Origin of the sequence: Winogradskyella sp. 4-2091 (assembly GCF_045765065.1) — a bacterium.
Classification (GTDB): domain Bacteria; phylum Bacteroidota; class Bacteroidia; order Flavobacteriales; family Flavobacteriaceae; genus Winogradskyella.
This window is the reverse complement of record NZ_JBJKOD010000008.1, coordinates 58,255-76,341: the sequence shown is the minus strand read 5'-3', so window position 1 is coordinate 76,341 and position 18,087 is coordinate 58,255. Positions and strand designations below refer to the sequence as shown.

Here is an 18,087-nt window from a genome sequence, read left to right as displayed (position 1 = left end):
GAATACCTAAACAACGCGGAAATAATAGAGCTTTAGGAGTTTGGCTGGCTCAAATAAAATGCGCGCTTAATGAAGGAACGAAAAAATCTTTACCAGAATGGAAAATTGAAATACTAAAAAAAGAAGGAATAATTTAATTGAAATAAAAATTCAGAACCAACGTTTTAGAGCTGCAGGTGATGCGAGTAAATTAATTTATCTCCTCAATTTATTTAGAGAAATGATTGAGAAGATTGAGAATGAGTAGTTGATTATATTAAAAACCTAGAAAACGAAAGAACCTTTTAAAAAAACCATCTTTCTTGCCATCTGTTGATTCTACTTCAGATTCTTCTATTATTTCCTGCTTAGTATCTTGTTGAAATTCTATAATAAATACACCAAAATTGTCTAATGTTTTGTGAGGATTACCATTATTTAGCGTCATTGGAAACGAGATTTTTGAAGAACTTTCAGTTGTTCCCATTTTTAAAATGGCATTAAAGTTCTCAATATCTCGAATCTTATATGTTACCCCTTCTTTTATATTATAATTAGAAAAATCTACCACAACATCTTCTTCCTTTTTATTAAACACTACAACCCTATAGGTATTAGGTTTATACGCATTTTGTGTGATATCTAAAACAGGATCTAAATCAAATGCTTTAAAACTCATCCATTGACTATTGGCATCCAAATTAATTTTAGATTGCCAGCTTTTCAGCGTATATGCTTCTGTTTTAGAGCGTCTAAACGCACTTCCTTTTTTAGTGAAATACAAATTATTATTAAAATTCCATTGCTGAGGACTAAGACTAAAAAGATGTATATAACCAGAATAGATCTTATTATTAGTAAAGGTTAATGATTTGGCATATGCAATTCTCATCGCATTATTTCTACCTAAAATAGTATTATTATCAACCAATACATTTTCTACTGGTGCGCCTTTATGAAAACCTATAGTTAGCGAGGCAGCATCTCCATTTATTACATTAGATTTAAAATCAGTATTGTGATATAATATATTGTTTTTTACTACAATATTTTTCGCAATATTAACACCATCTCTATCGTCAGTAGCTACAATAATATTATCTACAGTTCTATAATTTGAAGGTAGACCACTATTAAAAATTACATTATTGTCTAAAGTAACATTCTTTACCCAATCGGTTTTTGCATGTTTAGTAGCAGACCAAACTTCCACACCTTTGTAATAATTATTAAAAATAATATTGTCCTTTAGTACTCTGGTTTCTGTATCACTATTATTCTGAACATAAAACCCCTCACCTGCTCCTTTTCCTTCTGGTGTTAGTGTGCCATTATTAAAAACATAGCAATTTGCAATTAACGTACCTCCTGTATTTTTCCAAGTACCAAAACCAAGACCTGGATTGTTATAAATCATTAAATTAATGAACTTACAATTTTCGCCTATAAGATGATTAATACCTGCTACTCCAGCTTTAAGACCATCTTTTTCACCTATTTGCCTAGATAATTCGCCTAACCAAGTTATTTCAAAATTCTGAAATATAACACGCTTACTTCTTACTTTTAAGGTTTGTTGTTCCGTAGATTTTACATTGCCATTTAATACAACTTTATCTGTGTTAAAAGCACTTACTGTGATGTATTGGTTTTCTATTGTAGAATTTAAAGTACAAGAATAGCGACCATTATAAATACCTTCATGCAACCAAATAGTATCATTTCCATTAACAATTTCAGAAGACTGACTTAAAGCCGTTTGCAAATCCCAAGGGTTTTGTAAACTTCCATTCCCTAGATGAGATCCTGGTGTTTCTGTGTGATCCTTTGGAAAAACATGAAATTCTTGTTGTGCAATTACAACTAAAAACCCAAAACTAAATACTAATGATAATAATAATTTCTTCATGGTTTTAATTTTGCAATTACTATACCAATGTAAAAAAGAAGTGTTTGGCAGAATAAGTATATAGTATTAAAACAATTTATTTACTTCATCAAAATCTAATCCACCATAATTACCAGAACTCATTAATAGCAGTGATTTGTTATCAAAATTCTGAGAGAATAAAAAGTCTTTAAATTCCTCCGGATTCGTGTAAATAATTAAATCATCACGCTCAAAAGCATTTGCAATTTGGTCTTTAGTAACCTCATCTAACTTTTTAATTTCAACAGCATGTGGTGAATAAAATACGACTGCCACATCTGCTGCATCTAGAGCACCTTTATATTCTTTAAGAAATTCTGCATTTAAGCTACTATAGGTATGCAACTCTAAACAAGCCACCAACGTTCTATCGCTATATTGTTCTTTAACGGCTTTTGTGGTTGCTTCCACTTTACTAGGCGAATGGGCAAAATCCTTGTAAGCTACACTTGATTTAGATTCTGCAATTTTCTCTAATCGCTTGCTTGCACCTTTAAAAGTAGAAATAGCTTCGTAGAAATCTTCTTCATCAATTCCCATGTGTTGGCAAATCCATTTGGCACCAGCTAAATTGTTTAGGTTATGTGCACCAAAAACTTCAATTGGCATTGGTCCTTCTGGTGTTTCTAGTAACGTTTCTCCATTTTCAACTGTATATTCTGGAGTAGCATAAGCAATTTTTCTAATTTGATTTTCTGAGGCCTCAACAACGCGTTTCACTTCTAAATCTTCTTCATTATAATTAATGCTTCCACCTGTAACAATTGAATCTACAAAAATGCTAAACTGCTCTACATAGTTGTCATACGTCGGAAACACATTAATATGATCCCAAGCAATACCGCTTAACAACGCAATATTAGGTTTGTATAGATGAAATTTTGGTCGTCTGTCTATTGGCGAACTTAAATACTCATCGCCTTCTAAAACAATAAAATCATTATGTTCCGTAAGTTTTACCATGACGTCAAAACCTTCAAGCTGTGCACCTACCATATAATCTACATCCTTATCATGGTAATGCAAAACGTGCAGTATCATTGATGTAATTGTTGTTTTTCCATGACTTCCTCCAATAACTACACGAGTTTTGTGTTTGGATTGTTCATATAAAAATTCTGGATAGCTGTAAATTTTCAAACCCAATTCTTGGGCTTTTAGCAATTCAGGATTATCAGCTTTAGCATGCATACCTAAAACAATCGCATCTAAATTAGACGTAATTTTTTCGGGATACCAACCAAAGGTTTCTGGTAATAATCCTTTGGCTTCTAATCGTGATTTTGAAGGGTTAAAAATTTCATCATCACTGCCTGTGACGTTATAACCTTTATTGTGAAGTGCTAAGGCTAAATTGTGCATTGCTGCACCACCAATTGCTATAAAATGTACGTTCATTGTATAATTTGTATACCGTAAAAATACTATTTATAATTCAGGATTTACAGCCAAACTATTAAACAATTTTGCCTTTGTAGAAAAATATTTATTCTGAATTTGAAACGCTTTTAATTGACCATCGATTAATTTTGATTCGCGCGAATTAACCAAAAACAATGAACTTTCACCTAGTTCAAATTTGCGCTCTTCTGCTGTTAGCATAAGTTGATAATCAGATACCATTTCAGTTGTGATTTCATTTTGAATCGTATAAGACTGCAATTCTTTTTTCAGAGCATTTATTTTATTTTGAAGATTTACCTTAGTTGCACTTATTTCAAACTCTGTATCTTGAATTTTGATTTTTGCTAATTTTAAATCGCCACGTTCTTTCCTTAAAAACAAAGGGAAACTTACATTTAGTCCTCCTTTATATTCTGCAGTATTGAAAGTTCTAGCCACATCTGGATTTTCCGTAATAAAATTATAATCTACGCCAATTTTTGGTAAAAGCTTATTAGACTTTAATCTTTTATCTACCTGTAAACTTTCAAGTTTATAATCTAAAGACATCATTTTTGGATGTGAATTTAGAAACACTTCATCATTCTCTAATTGATTGATGCTAAATGTAGCATCTATAATCGCTTCGGAATTTACATCTGGAATTACATTTGGCTGCAGTTCTACAGGAATATTATTCTCTAGCCATAAATAGTTAGACAATTCTAACGTTGCCTTCATTAACGCTACTCTTGCCTGCTCTAAGCCCAACTTTCTATTATTTACCGCTATTCTCGCTTCTGTGGCATCAATATTTGCGTTTTCGCCCACTTCTACGCCTTTTTTAATTCCTAAATAACGTTGTTCTGCATTGCTAAGAATATTTTCAAAAAGCTTTAGTTCATTGTAAGCTTGCAACCATTTAAAATAAACGAGTGATGCATCGTACAAAATGTTATTAACGTAAATATCACGATCTAAAATGGCTTGCTCCTTATATAATTTAGATTGTTTTAGAGATGCCATTCTATTATTGATTAAAAAGCCTTGTCCCAATTGTACAGAAACACCTGCACTGTACAAACCATCTTCTGGCACAAATGCTTCAGGATTTAGATAATCTCCAGAGTTTTCATCAAATGTAGCTTTCAATTCAACACCATACCATGTTGGTATTTTAAAAGTTCCGTTAAGCTTATCATAATAGGTTGTGTTTTTAAATTGCTTTTTAGCATAATCTACTTCTAACTTAGGATCGAATGCTCCACGAGATTTTAGAAGCTTTGCTAAACTTTCATCTATAACTAATTCTGCTTGTTTTACAACAGGATGAAACTTCTTAACATAACCCAAATACTCATCAAAACGCAACACATTTTGCTGCTCTATAGTTTGAGAGCATGCCATGGCATTAGCACCAAATAATACTATAAAAAGTAAAAATTGTTTCATTATTTCTCTTTAGATTTTGCAGTAGCTTCTGGTTGATAATAATTTGGTGGAAATCCATTTAACTGTCTCCATAACTCAAACCAAATAGGCACATCTTCTAAGAGTGCCATCGTGCGCGCACCAGAGCCTGCTCTTATAGCATCTGGCCATTTTTGGTCTTCTTCATCTGGTGCTAAGAGTACTCTAAATTTTCCGTTAGAGCTTATGAAATTTTCAACGGCCACCACTTTTGCGCCATAAGTTCCGTAAGACACATTTGGCCATCCACTAAATACAATTGCTGGCCATCCATCAAACTGTACACGCACTTTTTCGCCAATATGTAGTAATGGTAAATCTATTGGCTCTACAAATGTTTCTACTGCTAAATCTACTTGTGCTGGCATAATACCAACTAAAGCTTCGCCTTCCTTAAAGGTTTGGCCTACACCTCCTCTAATGGCTTTATTTATGTAACCATCGTATGGTGCTTTAATAAATCTTAAATCGTTTCTCATCTGGTAATTAGAATATTCATTATCTAATTTAGAGACTTGCGCTTCTGTATCAAACTGACTAGACTGCGCTGTAAATTTATCACTTTGAGCTTTTGAAATTTTATCGGCATAGGTTGCATTTACTCTAGAAATTTCTACCTGTGCATTAATCACTTGATTTTTACTTGCTAATAACTTATTCTCTTGAGAAATTAACTTTGCTTCCGTTTCTTGAAGTTTTAATCTAGCATCTTCAACATCTTTTGTGGCTTTAAACCCTTCTTGCTCTAAAGTTTCGGTTCTGTTGTATTTTGATTGCGCAATTCTAATATTTGTTTTGGCTGCTTCAAAATCAATACTGTCACTTTTTACTTTTAATTTAGACTGAAGATATTTGTTTTTAGCTTGTTCTAATTTTAAATTTCGTTCGTTAGCCAAAGCAGCAATTTGTCTATCTAATGCTTTTACTTTTTCACTATAAGAACCAACAGACTGCGCTTTTGCATCGCGTTGTTGTGCTGTACGCTCTACCAAATTAGGATCAAAATACGCACTTTTTATTTCTGATATTTGCATTATGGTATCTCCTTTTGAAACAAAATTTCCTTCGCGTACAAACCATTTTTCAATTCTTCCTGGAATTGGCGACTGAATGGTTTGAGGTCTTTGATCTGGAGTTAAAGTTGTTACTTGCCCACTACTCGTTATATTTTGAGTCCAAGGCAAAAACAAGATAATAATCCCGAAAATTGCAAAAGCACCCAAAAAGCGATTAAAATAACTGAAATATTTAGCGTGAAAAACACGCTTACCTGATTTAGACGTAGTAATGTCTACAGATTTATTTAACTGATTATGAGATATATTTAGCATGGTTATACGTTTTTTATGGAAGCTCTTCCTTTATCTAGTAAAATGTGCTCGTTACATTTCTCTTTCCAGTTCTTACTAGTGCTTACTACTATTAATGCCCAAGGTCGACTCTTATCTGTTAAATAATTAATGATACTTTTCATTTCAACTTGGTTAAATCGGTCTAATGGATCTTCAAGAATTAATACTTTAGGCTCTTTTATAATGGCTCTTGCCAATATTAGTTTTTTAGCTACTGTAAAAGACAATTCATTTCCTTCTGCATTTATTACTGTTCTCAATCCTTTTGGTTGATCTCTTATAAAAGTGGTTAATCCTACTTTATCTAATACATGATGTATTTTTTCATCTGATATAGTTGAGTTTCCAAAGGTTAAATTCTCTTTAATTGTGCCTTCAAAAGTTGATTCTTGTGACAACGACATGCCTAAATGCGACCTGTAATAATTAGTCATTATATGATTTAGAGAAGTATTATTGACGTAAACATTCCCAGAAGTTGGCTGATTTATTCCTAAAATAATTCGGAATAATGTAGATTTTCCTGAGCCACTTTCTCCACTAACTAATATTCTACTTTTCTTATTAATCTTTAAAGATATATTCTCTAGTATTGGCTTTTCTCTATCTGGTACTTCATATGACACATTGTCTAATTCAATCTCCATACCTTCATCAAATAGAGGCTTATCTCCATGTTGACTTTCAATATCCTTATCTACGATTTGACCAATTTTCTCAATTGATGTTAAAACGTCATAAAAAGATTCTAAACCTAATATTAGCTTTTCTACAGATGCTATAACGAGTAGAATAATAATTTCTGCAGCAACAAATTGCCCAATATTCATTTCTTGATTTAAAACGAGTAATCCACCTATAAGTAATAATCCTGCAGTGACGATAACCTTAAACCCAATCATCTGCACAAACTGAATAACAAGTATTCTAAAATGACTTTCTCTGGCTTTTAAATAATCTTCAACCAAATCATCATTTTTATTAATCGCTAAACTCGTTTTACCAGATAATTTAAAGCTAATAACGGTTCTTGCCACTTCTTGTATCCAATGCGCTACTTTATACTTATGCTTAGATTCTAACAAGCTTGTATCCATTCCTTTTTGAGCGGTAAACTTAAATACCACATAGATTAGCAAAAGCAATAAGAAACCAAAAGCAATAAAAAACGGATGATAAAATGATAATAGTATCAGCGCAAAAATAATCTGTAATACTGCTGCAGGAATATCAACTAAAATCTTTGCTAATCCCTTTTGAATATTTAATGTATCAAAGAAACGATTGGCTAATTCTGGCGGATAATGATTTCGAATTTCGTTCATTTTAATCTTTGGAAAACGATACGTAAATTCAAAAGATGCTCTGGTAAATATACGTTGTTGAATGGTTTCAATAATTCGCATTTGCATCAACTGAAGTATACCAACAAAAGCGACACCCAAAGTTACTAATACTACTAAAACAATCCAAGACGTACTTACTTGTGCACCTTGAATTAAGTTAATAATAGCTTGTATTCCTAAGGGTAATGTCAGTGCCAAAATTCCAGAAAAAATGGCATAATATATAACCTGCAGCAAGTCTCTTCTTTCTAATTTTAGCAAACCTACAAGTCGTTGCCAAGGAGACATAATTTCTTTAGTATTCATAATGTTTACTTGCTAATTGCATTAAAAGTGAGTTCTTTAAAAAAATCTGTAGGAGAAACTTTATCGTTACAATCTGTAATAGATTTAAAATGATCTTTTAGAAAATGCTGATGTAATGCTCCTTCTAAAATGGTACTTGCTAAACTTGTAGGAAATTTATAATCTGGATTAATGGCATTAATAATATCACTAATTCGTGTTATCAACCGTTTGTAGACCACAAAATAACCTTCCATGTTTTCACTATCTACTTCTTTAGTTAAATAGGATTTTGAATATTCGTTAATAATAATTTTATTCAGCACAATCTCATTAATGTGCGTAAATGTATCATCTTGTTCTATTGACTTTGTTACAATTTCTATAGCTCTTAATAATTGCTCTGTTTTATCTGGCATGTTAAACGTAGAAAACACCATTTGGTACTCTATCCAAGCCCAATACCAAGAGGTTAAATATAGCAATAGCTTATGTTTACTTTCAAAATAACGGTAAACTGAGCTCTCGTTAGAACCTATCTTTGCGCCTAGTTTTTTAAACGTAAAATTGTCAAAACCAATCTCATCAATTAGCAAAATACTATGCTCTATGATGCGCTTTCCTAAGCTTGAAGATTCAGGATCTTTTATATAAATTTTATCTGGAACAGCTATTTTTAAATTTGAAAGTAAACTTTTCATATAAAATAATTTACTTGCAAATATAATAGTATTACTATTAATTTTGAGTTTTTAACAATTAATTAGCATCTTATATTTAAGACGACGAACCAAAAACAATACTATAACGTGATTTTACAGCTTAGAAATTGCTGTTTTCTCTTCTTGAAACACCTCAATATCTGGCAAACCTGAAATTGCCTTATCAATCCAAACTAATGCTTCATCTTTATTCTCTCTATGCTTATAGATTTGTGCCAAGCGATAATAAGCCCATTCTTTTGGCACACCATCTTTTGCTGAGTGATTTTCGATATAGGCTTTTAGCATAGTCTCGCCTTTATCTAACTGAATATTATAATCTGCACACACTTTACCTATTTGGTAATGCATAGCGTTTCGTTGGTGTTTGTCCTTTGCTTCTTCTATATTACCAATCGCTTTTTCGGGTTGTTCTTGGCCTTCATAGAAATTGGTTAACTTCTCGTAACACGTTTCAGAACCACCAATTTCTATCGCAAGTTTATAATTTTTTTCGGCCAATTCTGGCTCATCATCATATTCATAAACATATCCTTTTGCTAAGTAGCCATCTACTTTAGATAATTCTTCTAATTGCTTCGCATACATCAAAGCTTTTGAAAAACTTCCACCAACAATACCTGGCAGCGACACATACAATTCTACCAATGCCCAACGCGTTTCTATATGGTTTGGGTCTAATTGTGCAGCTTTTAAAAATGCTTTTTTAACATCTCCTATAATGCCTAAAGCCTCAATTTTACTAACACTCAGCGCTTTCATTCCCAAAGCACCTCCATACTTATAATGGTAATTTGCATTCTCTGGGCGTTTCTGTTTTAATTTTTGGTATTGAACAATAGCTTCATCCCATTTTTTCTGATAACCATAAGCATCACCTAGAAGTTCTATAGCTTCTAAATCACTAGGATTGGATGCTATAAATGTTGTCATTTCCTTTTGCGCCTTTACATATTCTTTTTTCCCAATGTAGGCTTCTGCATTCTCAATAGAACTTTGAGAATAACAAAATGATGATAGTAATAAAATAAATAGAAATTTAGACATAGACGTTCAAAACATTTTAGCAAATATATAATTTAATAACGCTTGGTTTCCTCAACAAATTGTTAACTTCACTCAACGAAATGAGACTTATACTCATTACTACTGTTTTTGGAATACATTTTGAATGTATTTTGTTGAAAATTAATAACCATGAAACATTATTTCACAATACTCATGCTCATCTGTTTTGCTTCTTTTTCTAATGCTCAAAATGACTTTAAAAGTCAATGGGAAGCCGTAGCTAAACTTGAAAATGAAGGTCTTACAAAAAGCGCTTATGATAGCGTTGAAACAATTTATGAGAAAGCAAAAAAAGCAGATAACAAACAGCAAAGCATCAAAGCACTCTTACATATAAGCAAATACATGTTAACGCTTGAAGAAGATGCACAACTCAACATTGTTAAACGTTTTAAATCTGAAATTGAAGCCACATCAGACCTAGCTGCAAAACACATTATGGAGAATATGTTAGCAACTATGTACTGGCAGTATTATCAGCAAAACCGTTGGAAATTTTATAACAGAAGTAAAACGTCTGAAAAAGTTAGTGATGATTTTAGAGCTTGGGATTTAGAAACAATTTTTAAAGAAATTCATACCTACTATCAATACTCATTAGAGAATGGCATTTTACTTCAGTTAGAGTCCTTAAATAAATACAGCACTTTAATACATCAACAAGACAACTCTATAGATTACAGACCAACACTATATGATTTATTGAGTCATAATGCACTAAGCTTTTATAAATCTGATGAAAACAGCATTACACAACCAGCTTACAAATTCACTATAAGTGATGAAGACTTTATTGCGGATAGTGAAACTTTTATTAATGCTAATTTATCCTCTAAAGACACGTTATCGTTACAACGAAATGCATTAAAAATCTATCAGAATTTAATCAAATTTCATAGAAAAGACAAAACAACCAAGGCCTTTGTAGATATCGATATTAAGCGACTTAATTTTGTGAAAGAACATGCCGTTTTTTCTAATATAGACGAATTACTTCTAAAAACTTTAAAGTCTAAGTCTGAAGAATTAAAATCTTCAGAATTATCTGCATTATATGATTATGAAATTGCTATAGTTTATAAAAATCAAGGTTACTTATACTCTAGTGATAATGACAACAAGGATATAAAAGCTGCTCAACGCTGGAAGCTGAAAGATGCTATTGATATCTGTAATTCGGTAATTTCAAAATATCCTAAAAGTATAGGAGCGCAAAAATGCGAAGTTTTAATAGAGCAAATTAAATTGCCTAGTTTACAATTAAACGCAGAAGAATTTACAAGTATTTCATCGTCTTCAAAAACCTTAGTTACTTATAAAAATCTAGAGCATTTAAAATTTGAAATTTATAAAGTTTCTCAAAACCAGCTTAAACGCTACAACTCGTCATATAGAGCAGACAAAAAGAAAGCGTTTTTTAATAGACTAAAAATTTATGAAACATTTAGTACAGCTTTAAAAACGGAAGGTGATTATCAAGAACATAATACAGAAATTGTTTTACCAAAATTAGGCAATGGTTTATATCTCATAAAAGTTACCACAAAGGCAGATGATAATGTATTCGCGGTAACTCAAGTTCAAATTACCAATATTGCGTTAGTAGAAAGTGACGATAATGACATAAAGCTTTACCAAGTTATAGACAGAAGTAACGGTAAGCCTTTTGAAAATGCAAAAGTAGAATTAACATATTCTGACAACAGAAGCAACAAACGTTATACTAAAAATTACACTACAGATAGATTTGGAAAATTTAAGTTTAATAAAGATGACAAATACTATAGCGACGTAGAAATTAAAGTCAATGCAAAAGATGACACAGGTTATTTTGGTGCGTATTCTATAAACCGTGGGTATAAGCAAACTACTAACAACGTTACGCAGTACCACAATTTCCTGTTTACAGATAGAAGCATTTATAGACCTGGACAAACAGTTTACTTTAAGGGAATTGCAACTAAATCCACAAATGGAAAAACAGAAGTTTCTGCAGATGAGGCAGCAAAAATTAGATTAAAAAATGTAAATGGTGAAGTGGTCAGAGAACTTTCATTAAAGACTAATGAATTTGGCTCAGTGCATGGCGAGTTTATTTTACCAAATAATGGATTGACTGGCAATTATACTATTGATTTGTTTTCTAACAACTCTACTTACTCCTATATTTCAGTTGAAGAATATAAGCGACCAAAGTTTAAACCAGAATTTCAATCCATTACAGAGACCTACAAAGTAAATGACAGTATTATTATAAAAGGTACTGCAATCGCTTTTGCCGGAAGCAACATTACAGACGCACAAGTGGTGTATCGTGTTAAACGAAATGTAAGGTTTCCTAGTTGGTATTATTGGAGACGACCTTATTTTAATTCTGAAGCTCAAGAAATTACGTTTGGAGATACAAAAACAAATGAAAAAGGTGAATTTGAAATAATATTCAAAGCCTTACCAGATGAAAGCATTTCTCAAGATAATTTACCAATATTCAATTACGAAATCACAGCTGATGTTACTGACATAAATGGCGAAACACGATCTACGTCTACTATAGTTAATGTTGGTTATCATTCAATGACTTTAAATATTGTTGCACCTCAAAAAATTGATAAAAGCAAGAAGGAAATTGAATTTAGCTTAGCGACTCAAAATCTAAATGGAGAATTTGCACCTGCACAAGGTGAAATAAAAATTTACAAACTAAATGCACCAAACCGAGTTTTAAGAACAAGATCTTGGCCAGCACCAGATTACCAAGTCCTATCTGAGGAAGAATTTAAAACCTTATTTCCACATGAAGCTTATGATGATGAAAACCAATTAACAAATTGGACAAAAGGAGAAGAAGTTTTTAGCACTACATTTAATACTGAAAAAGACAAAACCATAATCTTAAAAAAATTGAATAAATGGGATTCTGGTCAATATATTATAATCGCAGAAAGCAAAGATAAATTTGGGCAAACTATAAAAGATCAAATCTTTACGTCATTATTTAGCCACAAGGATAAAACAGTTGCAGACAATCAATTATATGAAGCGTACTTAGACCAAACCAGTTATAAAATCAATTCTATAGCAAAACTAACATTAGGTTCTGCTGCTAAAGATATCACTGTAACTGTTGAGATTGAGAAAGAGGGTAAAATTATAATGACCCAATTAGTACAGCTTAAAAATTCTAAAAAAACCATCACAATTCCTGTTTTAGAAAATGATTTAGGAGGCTTTATAGTACACACCTCATTTGCCGCTTTTAATGAATTTAAATCTCAAAGTTTTAATATCAATGTGCCATTTCCTAAAACTGACTTAGAAATTGAAACGACTACATTTAGAGATAAGCTTCAACCAGGACAAGACGAAACGTGGAGTTTTAAAATTAAAGGTCCTAAAGGCGATAAAGTTTCTGCGGAATTATTAGCAAGCATGTACGATGCGTCTTTAGATGAGTTTAAGCAACATAATTGGAGTTTTTACCCAATAAACAATCCTAACTATTACCCAAGAATTTATAAGAATTCTCGAGAAAGTTTTGGGAATACTAACTTTAGGATGTTTAACCATTTTAGCACAAATGCTAGCCAACCTTACCAAAATTATGACCAATTGAATTGGTTTGGATTTTATTTTGGGAATAATAGTTATTTGAGACGAGGCTATTCAAACATGAAAAAAATGGCTGCTCCAGAAGCCGCACTAGTTAGTAATTATGCTGTGGAAGAATCTGAAATGGAATTTGGGCGTGAAGACTTAAGTATGGACACTAAAGATAGTATATCCGGTTCTATAGATGGAATTGGAATAAATCTGAACGAAAAAAACAGCAGTACTTCAAATGATCCCTTAAAAGGAAAAGCTGACAATATTATCCAAATAAGAAAAAACCTCAATGAAACCGCATTTTTCTTTCCTCAATTAAGAACTGATTCAGAGGGTAATGTTAGTTTTAACTTTAAAGCACCCGAAGCTTTAACCACATGGAAATTGCAACTATTAGCACACACAAAAACTTTAGAAAGTGCTGTAACCCAATTAGAAACCGTTACTCAAAAAGAGTTGATGGTTATACCGAATACACCTCGATTTTTAAGAGAAGGTGATAAAATTAGAATTAGCACTAAAATTGCCAATCTTACGGAAAATGCTTTAGATGGTGTTGCACAATTACTACTTACAAATCCAACTACAGGTCAATCAATTGACGGTGAATTATCAAATGCCTATAATGATCTCGGCTTTAAAGTTGAAGCTAAAGGTAATACGCAGGTAACTTGGAATTTGGTAATCCCAAAAGGCATACCAGCCGTAGAATATAAAATCATTGCCAAAGCCGGAAACTTTAGTGATGGTGAGCAAAATGCATTACCTGTTTTAAGTAACAGAATGCTGGTTACGGAAACTATGCCAATGTGGATTCGTTCTAACCAAACAAAAACATTCACTTTAAATAAATTAAAGAAAAACACGTCTTCGACTTTAACACATCATAAGTTAACATTAGAGATGACATCTAATCCGGCTTGGTATGCTGTTCAGGCATTACCATATTTAATGGAATATCCTTATGAGTGCAACGAGCAAACGTTTTCAAAATATTACGCAAATGCGTTGGCGCAGCATATTGTAACATCTAACCCTAAGATTGAAGCTGTTTTTAATCAATGGAAATCAACAGATGCTTTATTAAGTAATTTAGAGAAGAATCAAGAATTAAAATCATTATTGATAGAAGAAACGCCTTGGTTACGTGATGCACAATCTGAAACCGAACAGAAGAAAAGAATTGCATTATTATTTGATCTTAACAGAATGAATAATGAATTGCAATCTGATGTTAGTAAATTAAAGAATAACCAACATAGCTCAGGCGCTTGGCCTTGGTTTAATGGCGGCCGCGATAATCGTTTCATTACACAACATATTATAGCTGGTTTTGGGCATTTAAAACAATTGAACGTCGCAAACAACAATAGTGAAGACGTCATAATAAAAAAGGCTATTGGTTATTTAGATAAACAATTTGTGCAAGAATACAAGGACATAAAAAAATATAATAAAAATGCGGATTTAGAAAAGGACCATTTATCGCAAATGCAATTGCACTATTTGTATACAAGGAGTTTTTATCCCGAAATTAAAGCCTCTAAAGAGGTTCAGAAAGTCTTAGACTATTACCATTCGCAGATTCAAAAATATTGGTTAAAACGTTCATTGTATGCAAAAGGTTTAATGGCCTTAGCTGTAAACCGCATGAACGATTCTAAAACGGCTGGCAAAATTGTAAAGTCCTTAAAAGAAAATAGTATTACGTCTGAAGAATTAGGGATGTACTGGAAAGCAAACACCAACTCTTGGTATTGGTACCAAGCACCAATTGAAACCCAAGCTTTAATGGTTGAATTATTTTCGGAAGTTGGACATTTAATTCAAGATAACACCAAGAATCTAAATGACATAGACAACCTAAAAATTTGGCTGCTAAAAAACAAACAGACAAACCGATGGAAAACGACTAAAGCAACAACAGAAGCTGTCTATGCTTTATTACTACAAGGTAGTGATTGGCTAAGCGTAACAGAACAAGTTGATGTTACGGTTGGAAATGAAAATATTTCGCCAGAAACATTAGATCATGTAAAAGTTGAAGCTGGTACAGGCTACTACAAAACATCATGGAATGGCTCTGAAATTAAACCAGAACAAGCTGATGTAACGATTACTAAAAAAGGAGAAGGTATAGCTTGGGGAGCAATGTACTGGCAGTATTTTGAAGATTTAGATCATATAACCTCAGCAGAAACACCTTTAAAATTAAGTAAGAAATTATTCTTGAAAAAGAATACAGACAAAGGTGAAGAAATTACCGAAATCACAAAAGATTCAAAATTAAAAATTGGCGATTTAGTAAGAGTAAGAATTGAATTAAGAACCGATAGATCAATGGAATTTGTGCACCTTAAAGATATGCGAGCGTCTGGCCTAGAACCAATAAATGTTTTATCTCAATACAAATATCAAGATGGTTTAGGTTATTATGAAAGCACAAAAGATGCAGCTACTAATTTCTTTATGGATTATTTACCAAAAGGTATTTACGTATTTGAATATGACTTACGCGTTAGTAATGCAGGTGATATGAGTAACGGCATTAGTACTATACAAAGTATGTATGCACCTGAATTTAGCAGTCATAGTGAAGGCATTAGAGTTATAGTTGACTAAAAACTTAATTGATCTTTAAATATATAGGATTGTCTTCTGGAGATTTCAATTTCTTCTCCAGAATTCATTTCAATTTTCAGTTTACCATTAAACCAAGACACCACTTTATTAACATGATTAATATTAATAATCTGCTGACGGTTGGCTCTAAAGAAAACATCTTGAGGTAGCTTCTCTTCAATTTGAGCCAATGATTTATAAATTAACGGCTTGTTGTCATCAAAAAAGACTCTAGTATAGTTACCTACAATTTCAAAAAGTGAGATGTCTTTAACTTTTACAAGCCAACAATTGTCACCATCTTTTATAAAGATTTGTCGGTCTAGATTATAACCTTCCTGTTTTGGTGTTGAGGATGTACCAGAATTTGCTTTTTCTAAAACTTTAGTAATTGTACTTGAAAACCGTTTTTGACTAATTGGTTTCAACAAATAATCAAAAGCATTGTATTCAAAAGATTTAATAGCATACTCATCAAAAGCGGTTGTAAAAATGGTTATTGGGACTTCATCTAACATTTCTAAAAGTTCAAAACCATCCTTTTCTGGCATATTGATATCTAAAAATAATAAATCGGGATTACTTTTATTAATTAAGGTAAACCCATCATCTACATTTTCCGCTTCACCTATAAACTCTATCTCTTTGTGTGCCTTAAAAAGTTCTTTTAACTCATTACGAGCTAAACGAGAATCTTCAACAATAACGGCTTTTAAGGTGTTCATACTAAAGGCATTTTAATAGTTGCTACTACGTTGTCTTCTTTTTCTTTTAATGTAAATTTGGCGTTTTTACCATAGAGTAATTCTAAGCGCTTCTTTATATTTTGCAGGCCAACTTGCGTAGAATTTTCACTATTTCTAAGTTTTCCTGAATTGATAATTTCTATTTGTAATAATTCATTTTTTATTGTTGTAGACAACTTCACCTCTCCACCTTCTTTTAAGTTTGAAATACCATGCTTAAGAGCATTCTCTACAAGCATCTGAATAATCATTGGTGGTATTTGCTTATTTAAAGTTTCGGGATCTATTTCTGTTGTGAACTTTAATCTATTTTCAAATTGAATTTTAGAGATCTCTACATAATTTTCAACCATTTCTAATTCATCTTCTAATGTAATAGAATTGACTTCACTTTTAGTTAATGAATACCTTAAAGTTTCAGACAAACTAGTTAACATACCTCTAGCTTTAGTGACATCTTCTAACATTAATCCACGAATGTTATTTAGGCTATTAAACATAAAATGCGGATTTATTTGCCCTTTTAGTGTATTGAGTTGCGATTCTTTAAGATTCGCTTCTAGCTGTAACTGTCTTAATTTAATAGTATTGATGTGATGCACTAATTTCAATGTTAAGACCACAAATAACCACACTAGAAAATAGGCAAGAAAATGTGGAACATTCGTTAACTTTTGAACGAGTGTTAAATTAACACCTTCATTTAAATAATACTGAACTGGAATACCCAATAATGGCCAAAGTAAAAAATTATAAATAACTTGAGTAACTAAAACTACACCAATCAACTTATACACATCTACCTTGGTGTAATTACCAATGTCAAAAAAATTCTCTATAAAAAACAAGATGATAAAAGACAACAAATAACCCAATAATCCACAAAGCACGCCTTCTACAATAAGGTAATTTGTGTAGTTAATTGGAATATCACCTGCATAAGATATTTTATCTATTGTTAGCATCAACAATGCAAATACTACCCAGCCAATCAGATTCAGAATCCAATATTTATAATTTGTTAATAATTTCAAATGTTATTTTATTAGTGATTATTAATTTGAGTACAAGCTATGAAATAAGTAACGTTTATTGTAACTGATTTTCAATATTTCTCTGCAAAATCGCTATCTCTTTGTCAGCTTTCTTATATGCTAAATTACCTAAAAAACCTACAATGGCAATATATAGCATTACACCAATGACACCGAAAATATGAGAATCAAAATAGGCCGTAGAAGATGGTATAAGCGTTAAGATCCAAAACGCAATAAAATACATTTCATACTTTTTTCGTCGAGACATATAGTTCTTTAGTTTGTATACACTAGCGATTAAGGACGTCTGCGTATACGATTTTTGTTTTATGCCTTTAAGCGACAAAAACTTATCCATAAAGAAAATAATAGCCAATGCTCCCATTAACAAAAGTATAACATAAAGACTGTTCTCTCTAGATTTAAATGCTTGAACCAATGATACTACAACCAAAATAACAGATGACAGTTTGGCCATTTTTGCTCCAGTTAATAATTTTTCAAATTTTGATTGCTGTTTTTTAAATGTGTCTTGATTGTTCAT

General features: G+C 31.9%; 11 protein-coding genes. 1 reads left to right on the top strand and 10 read right to left on the bottom strand.

Features of this window, described 5'->3' with window-relative positions; translation table 11 throughout:
• Positions 1-256: 256 nt before the first annotated feature.
• The 7 genes from ACJBCC_RS11760 to ACJBCC_RS11730 form a co-directional block, all read right to left on the bottom strand.
• The gene (locus tag ACJBCC_RS11760) at positions 257-1,888 is read right to left on the bottom strand and encodes a hypothetical protein (RefSeq protein ID WP_407557281.1); all 1,632 of its coding nucleotides are present in this window, start codon (positions 1,886-1,888) and stop codon (positions 257-259) included.
• Positions 1,889-1,954: 66 nt separating this feature from the next.
• Positions 1,955-3,307, bottom strand: coding sequence for a UDP-N-acetylmuramate--L-alanine ligase (murC, locus tag ACJBCC_RS11755; protein WP_407557280.1), 1,353 nt, complete (start codon positions 3,305-3,307; stop codon positions 1,955-1,957).
• 30 nt (positions 3,308-3,337) lie between these two features.
• A complete protein-coding gene (locus ACJBCC_RS11750; RefSeq protein ID WP_407557279.1) occupies positions 3,338-4,744 on the bottom strand; it encodes a TolC family protein in 1,407 nt (468 codons plus the stop codon).
• Positions 4,744-6,093 (bottom strand): HlyD family secretion protein, encoded by a 1,350-nt coding sequence (locus tag ACJBCC_RS11745; RefSeq protein ID WP_407557278.1) that lies wholly within the window; start codon positions 6,091-6,093, stop codon positions 4,744-4,746. Before ACJBCC_RS11745 ends, ACJBCC_RS11750 begins: the two co-directional genes overlap by 1 nt.
• A gap of 2 nt (positions 6,094-6,095) precedes the next feature.
• Positions 6,096-7,766, bottom strand: a complete 1,671-nt coding sequence (locus ACJBCC_RS11740) for a peptidase domain-containing ABC transporter (RefSeq protein WP_407557277.1) — start codon at positions 7,764-7,766, stop codon at positions 6,096-6,098.
• Positions 7,767-7,771: 5 nt separating this feature from the next.
• Positions 7,772-8,446 (bottom strand): TetR/AcrR family transcriptional regulator, encoded by a 675-nt coding sequence (locus ACJBCC_RS11735; protein ID WP_407557276.1) that lies wholly within the window; start codon positions 8,444-8,446, stop codon positions 7,772-7,774.
• 114 nt (positions 8,447-8,560) lie between these two features.
• On the bottom strand, positions 8,561-9,514 hold the full coding sequence (locus ACJBCC_RS11730; protein ID WP_407557275.1) for a tetratricopeptide repeat protein: 954 nt from the start codon (positions 9,512-9,514) through the stop codon (positions 8,561-8,563).
• A gap of 150 nt (positions 9,515-9,664) precedes the next feature.
• Between ACJBCC_RS11730 and ACJBCC_RS11725 the strand changes: the two genes are divergently transcribed.
• Positions 9,665-15,760 carry an alpha-2-macroglobulin family protein gene (locus ACJBCC_RS11725; protein WP_407557274.1) on the top strand — a complete coding sequence of 2,032 codons (6,096 nt, stop codon included), beginning with the start codon at positions 9,665-9,667 and terminating at the stop codon, positions 15,758-15,760.
• Here ACJBCC_RS11725 and ACJBCC_RS11720 read toward each other — a convergent pair.
• From ACJBCC_RS11720 to ACJBCC_RS11710, 3 genes are read right to left on the bottom strand one after another with little or no spacing between them, the layout of a single operon-like run.
• Positions 15,757-16,485, bottom strand: coding sequence for a LytR/AlgR family response regulator transcription factor (locus tag ACJBCC_RS11720; RefSeq protein ID WP_407557273.1), 729 nt, complete (start codon positions 16,483-16,485; stop codon positions 15,757-15,759). The two genes, ACJBCC_RS11725 and ACJBCC_RS11720, sit on opposite strands and share 4 nt — an antisense overlap.
• A complete protein-coding gene (locus tag ACJBCC_RS11715; protein WP_407557272.1) occupies positions 16,482-17,540 on the bottom strand; it encodes a sensor histidine kinase in 1,059 nt (352 codons plus the stop codon). The genes ACJBCC_RS11720 and ACJBCC_RS11715 overlap by 4 nt, the downstream gene beginning before the upstream one ends.
• 55 nt (positions 17,541-17,595) lie before the next feature.
• Positions 17,596-18,087 carry a hypothetical protein gene (locus ACJBCC_RS11710; protein WP_407557271.1) on the bottom strand — a complete coding sequence of 164 codons (492 nt, stop codon included), beginning with the start codon at positions 18,085-18,087 and terminating at the stop codon, positions 17,596-17,598.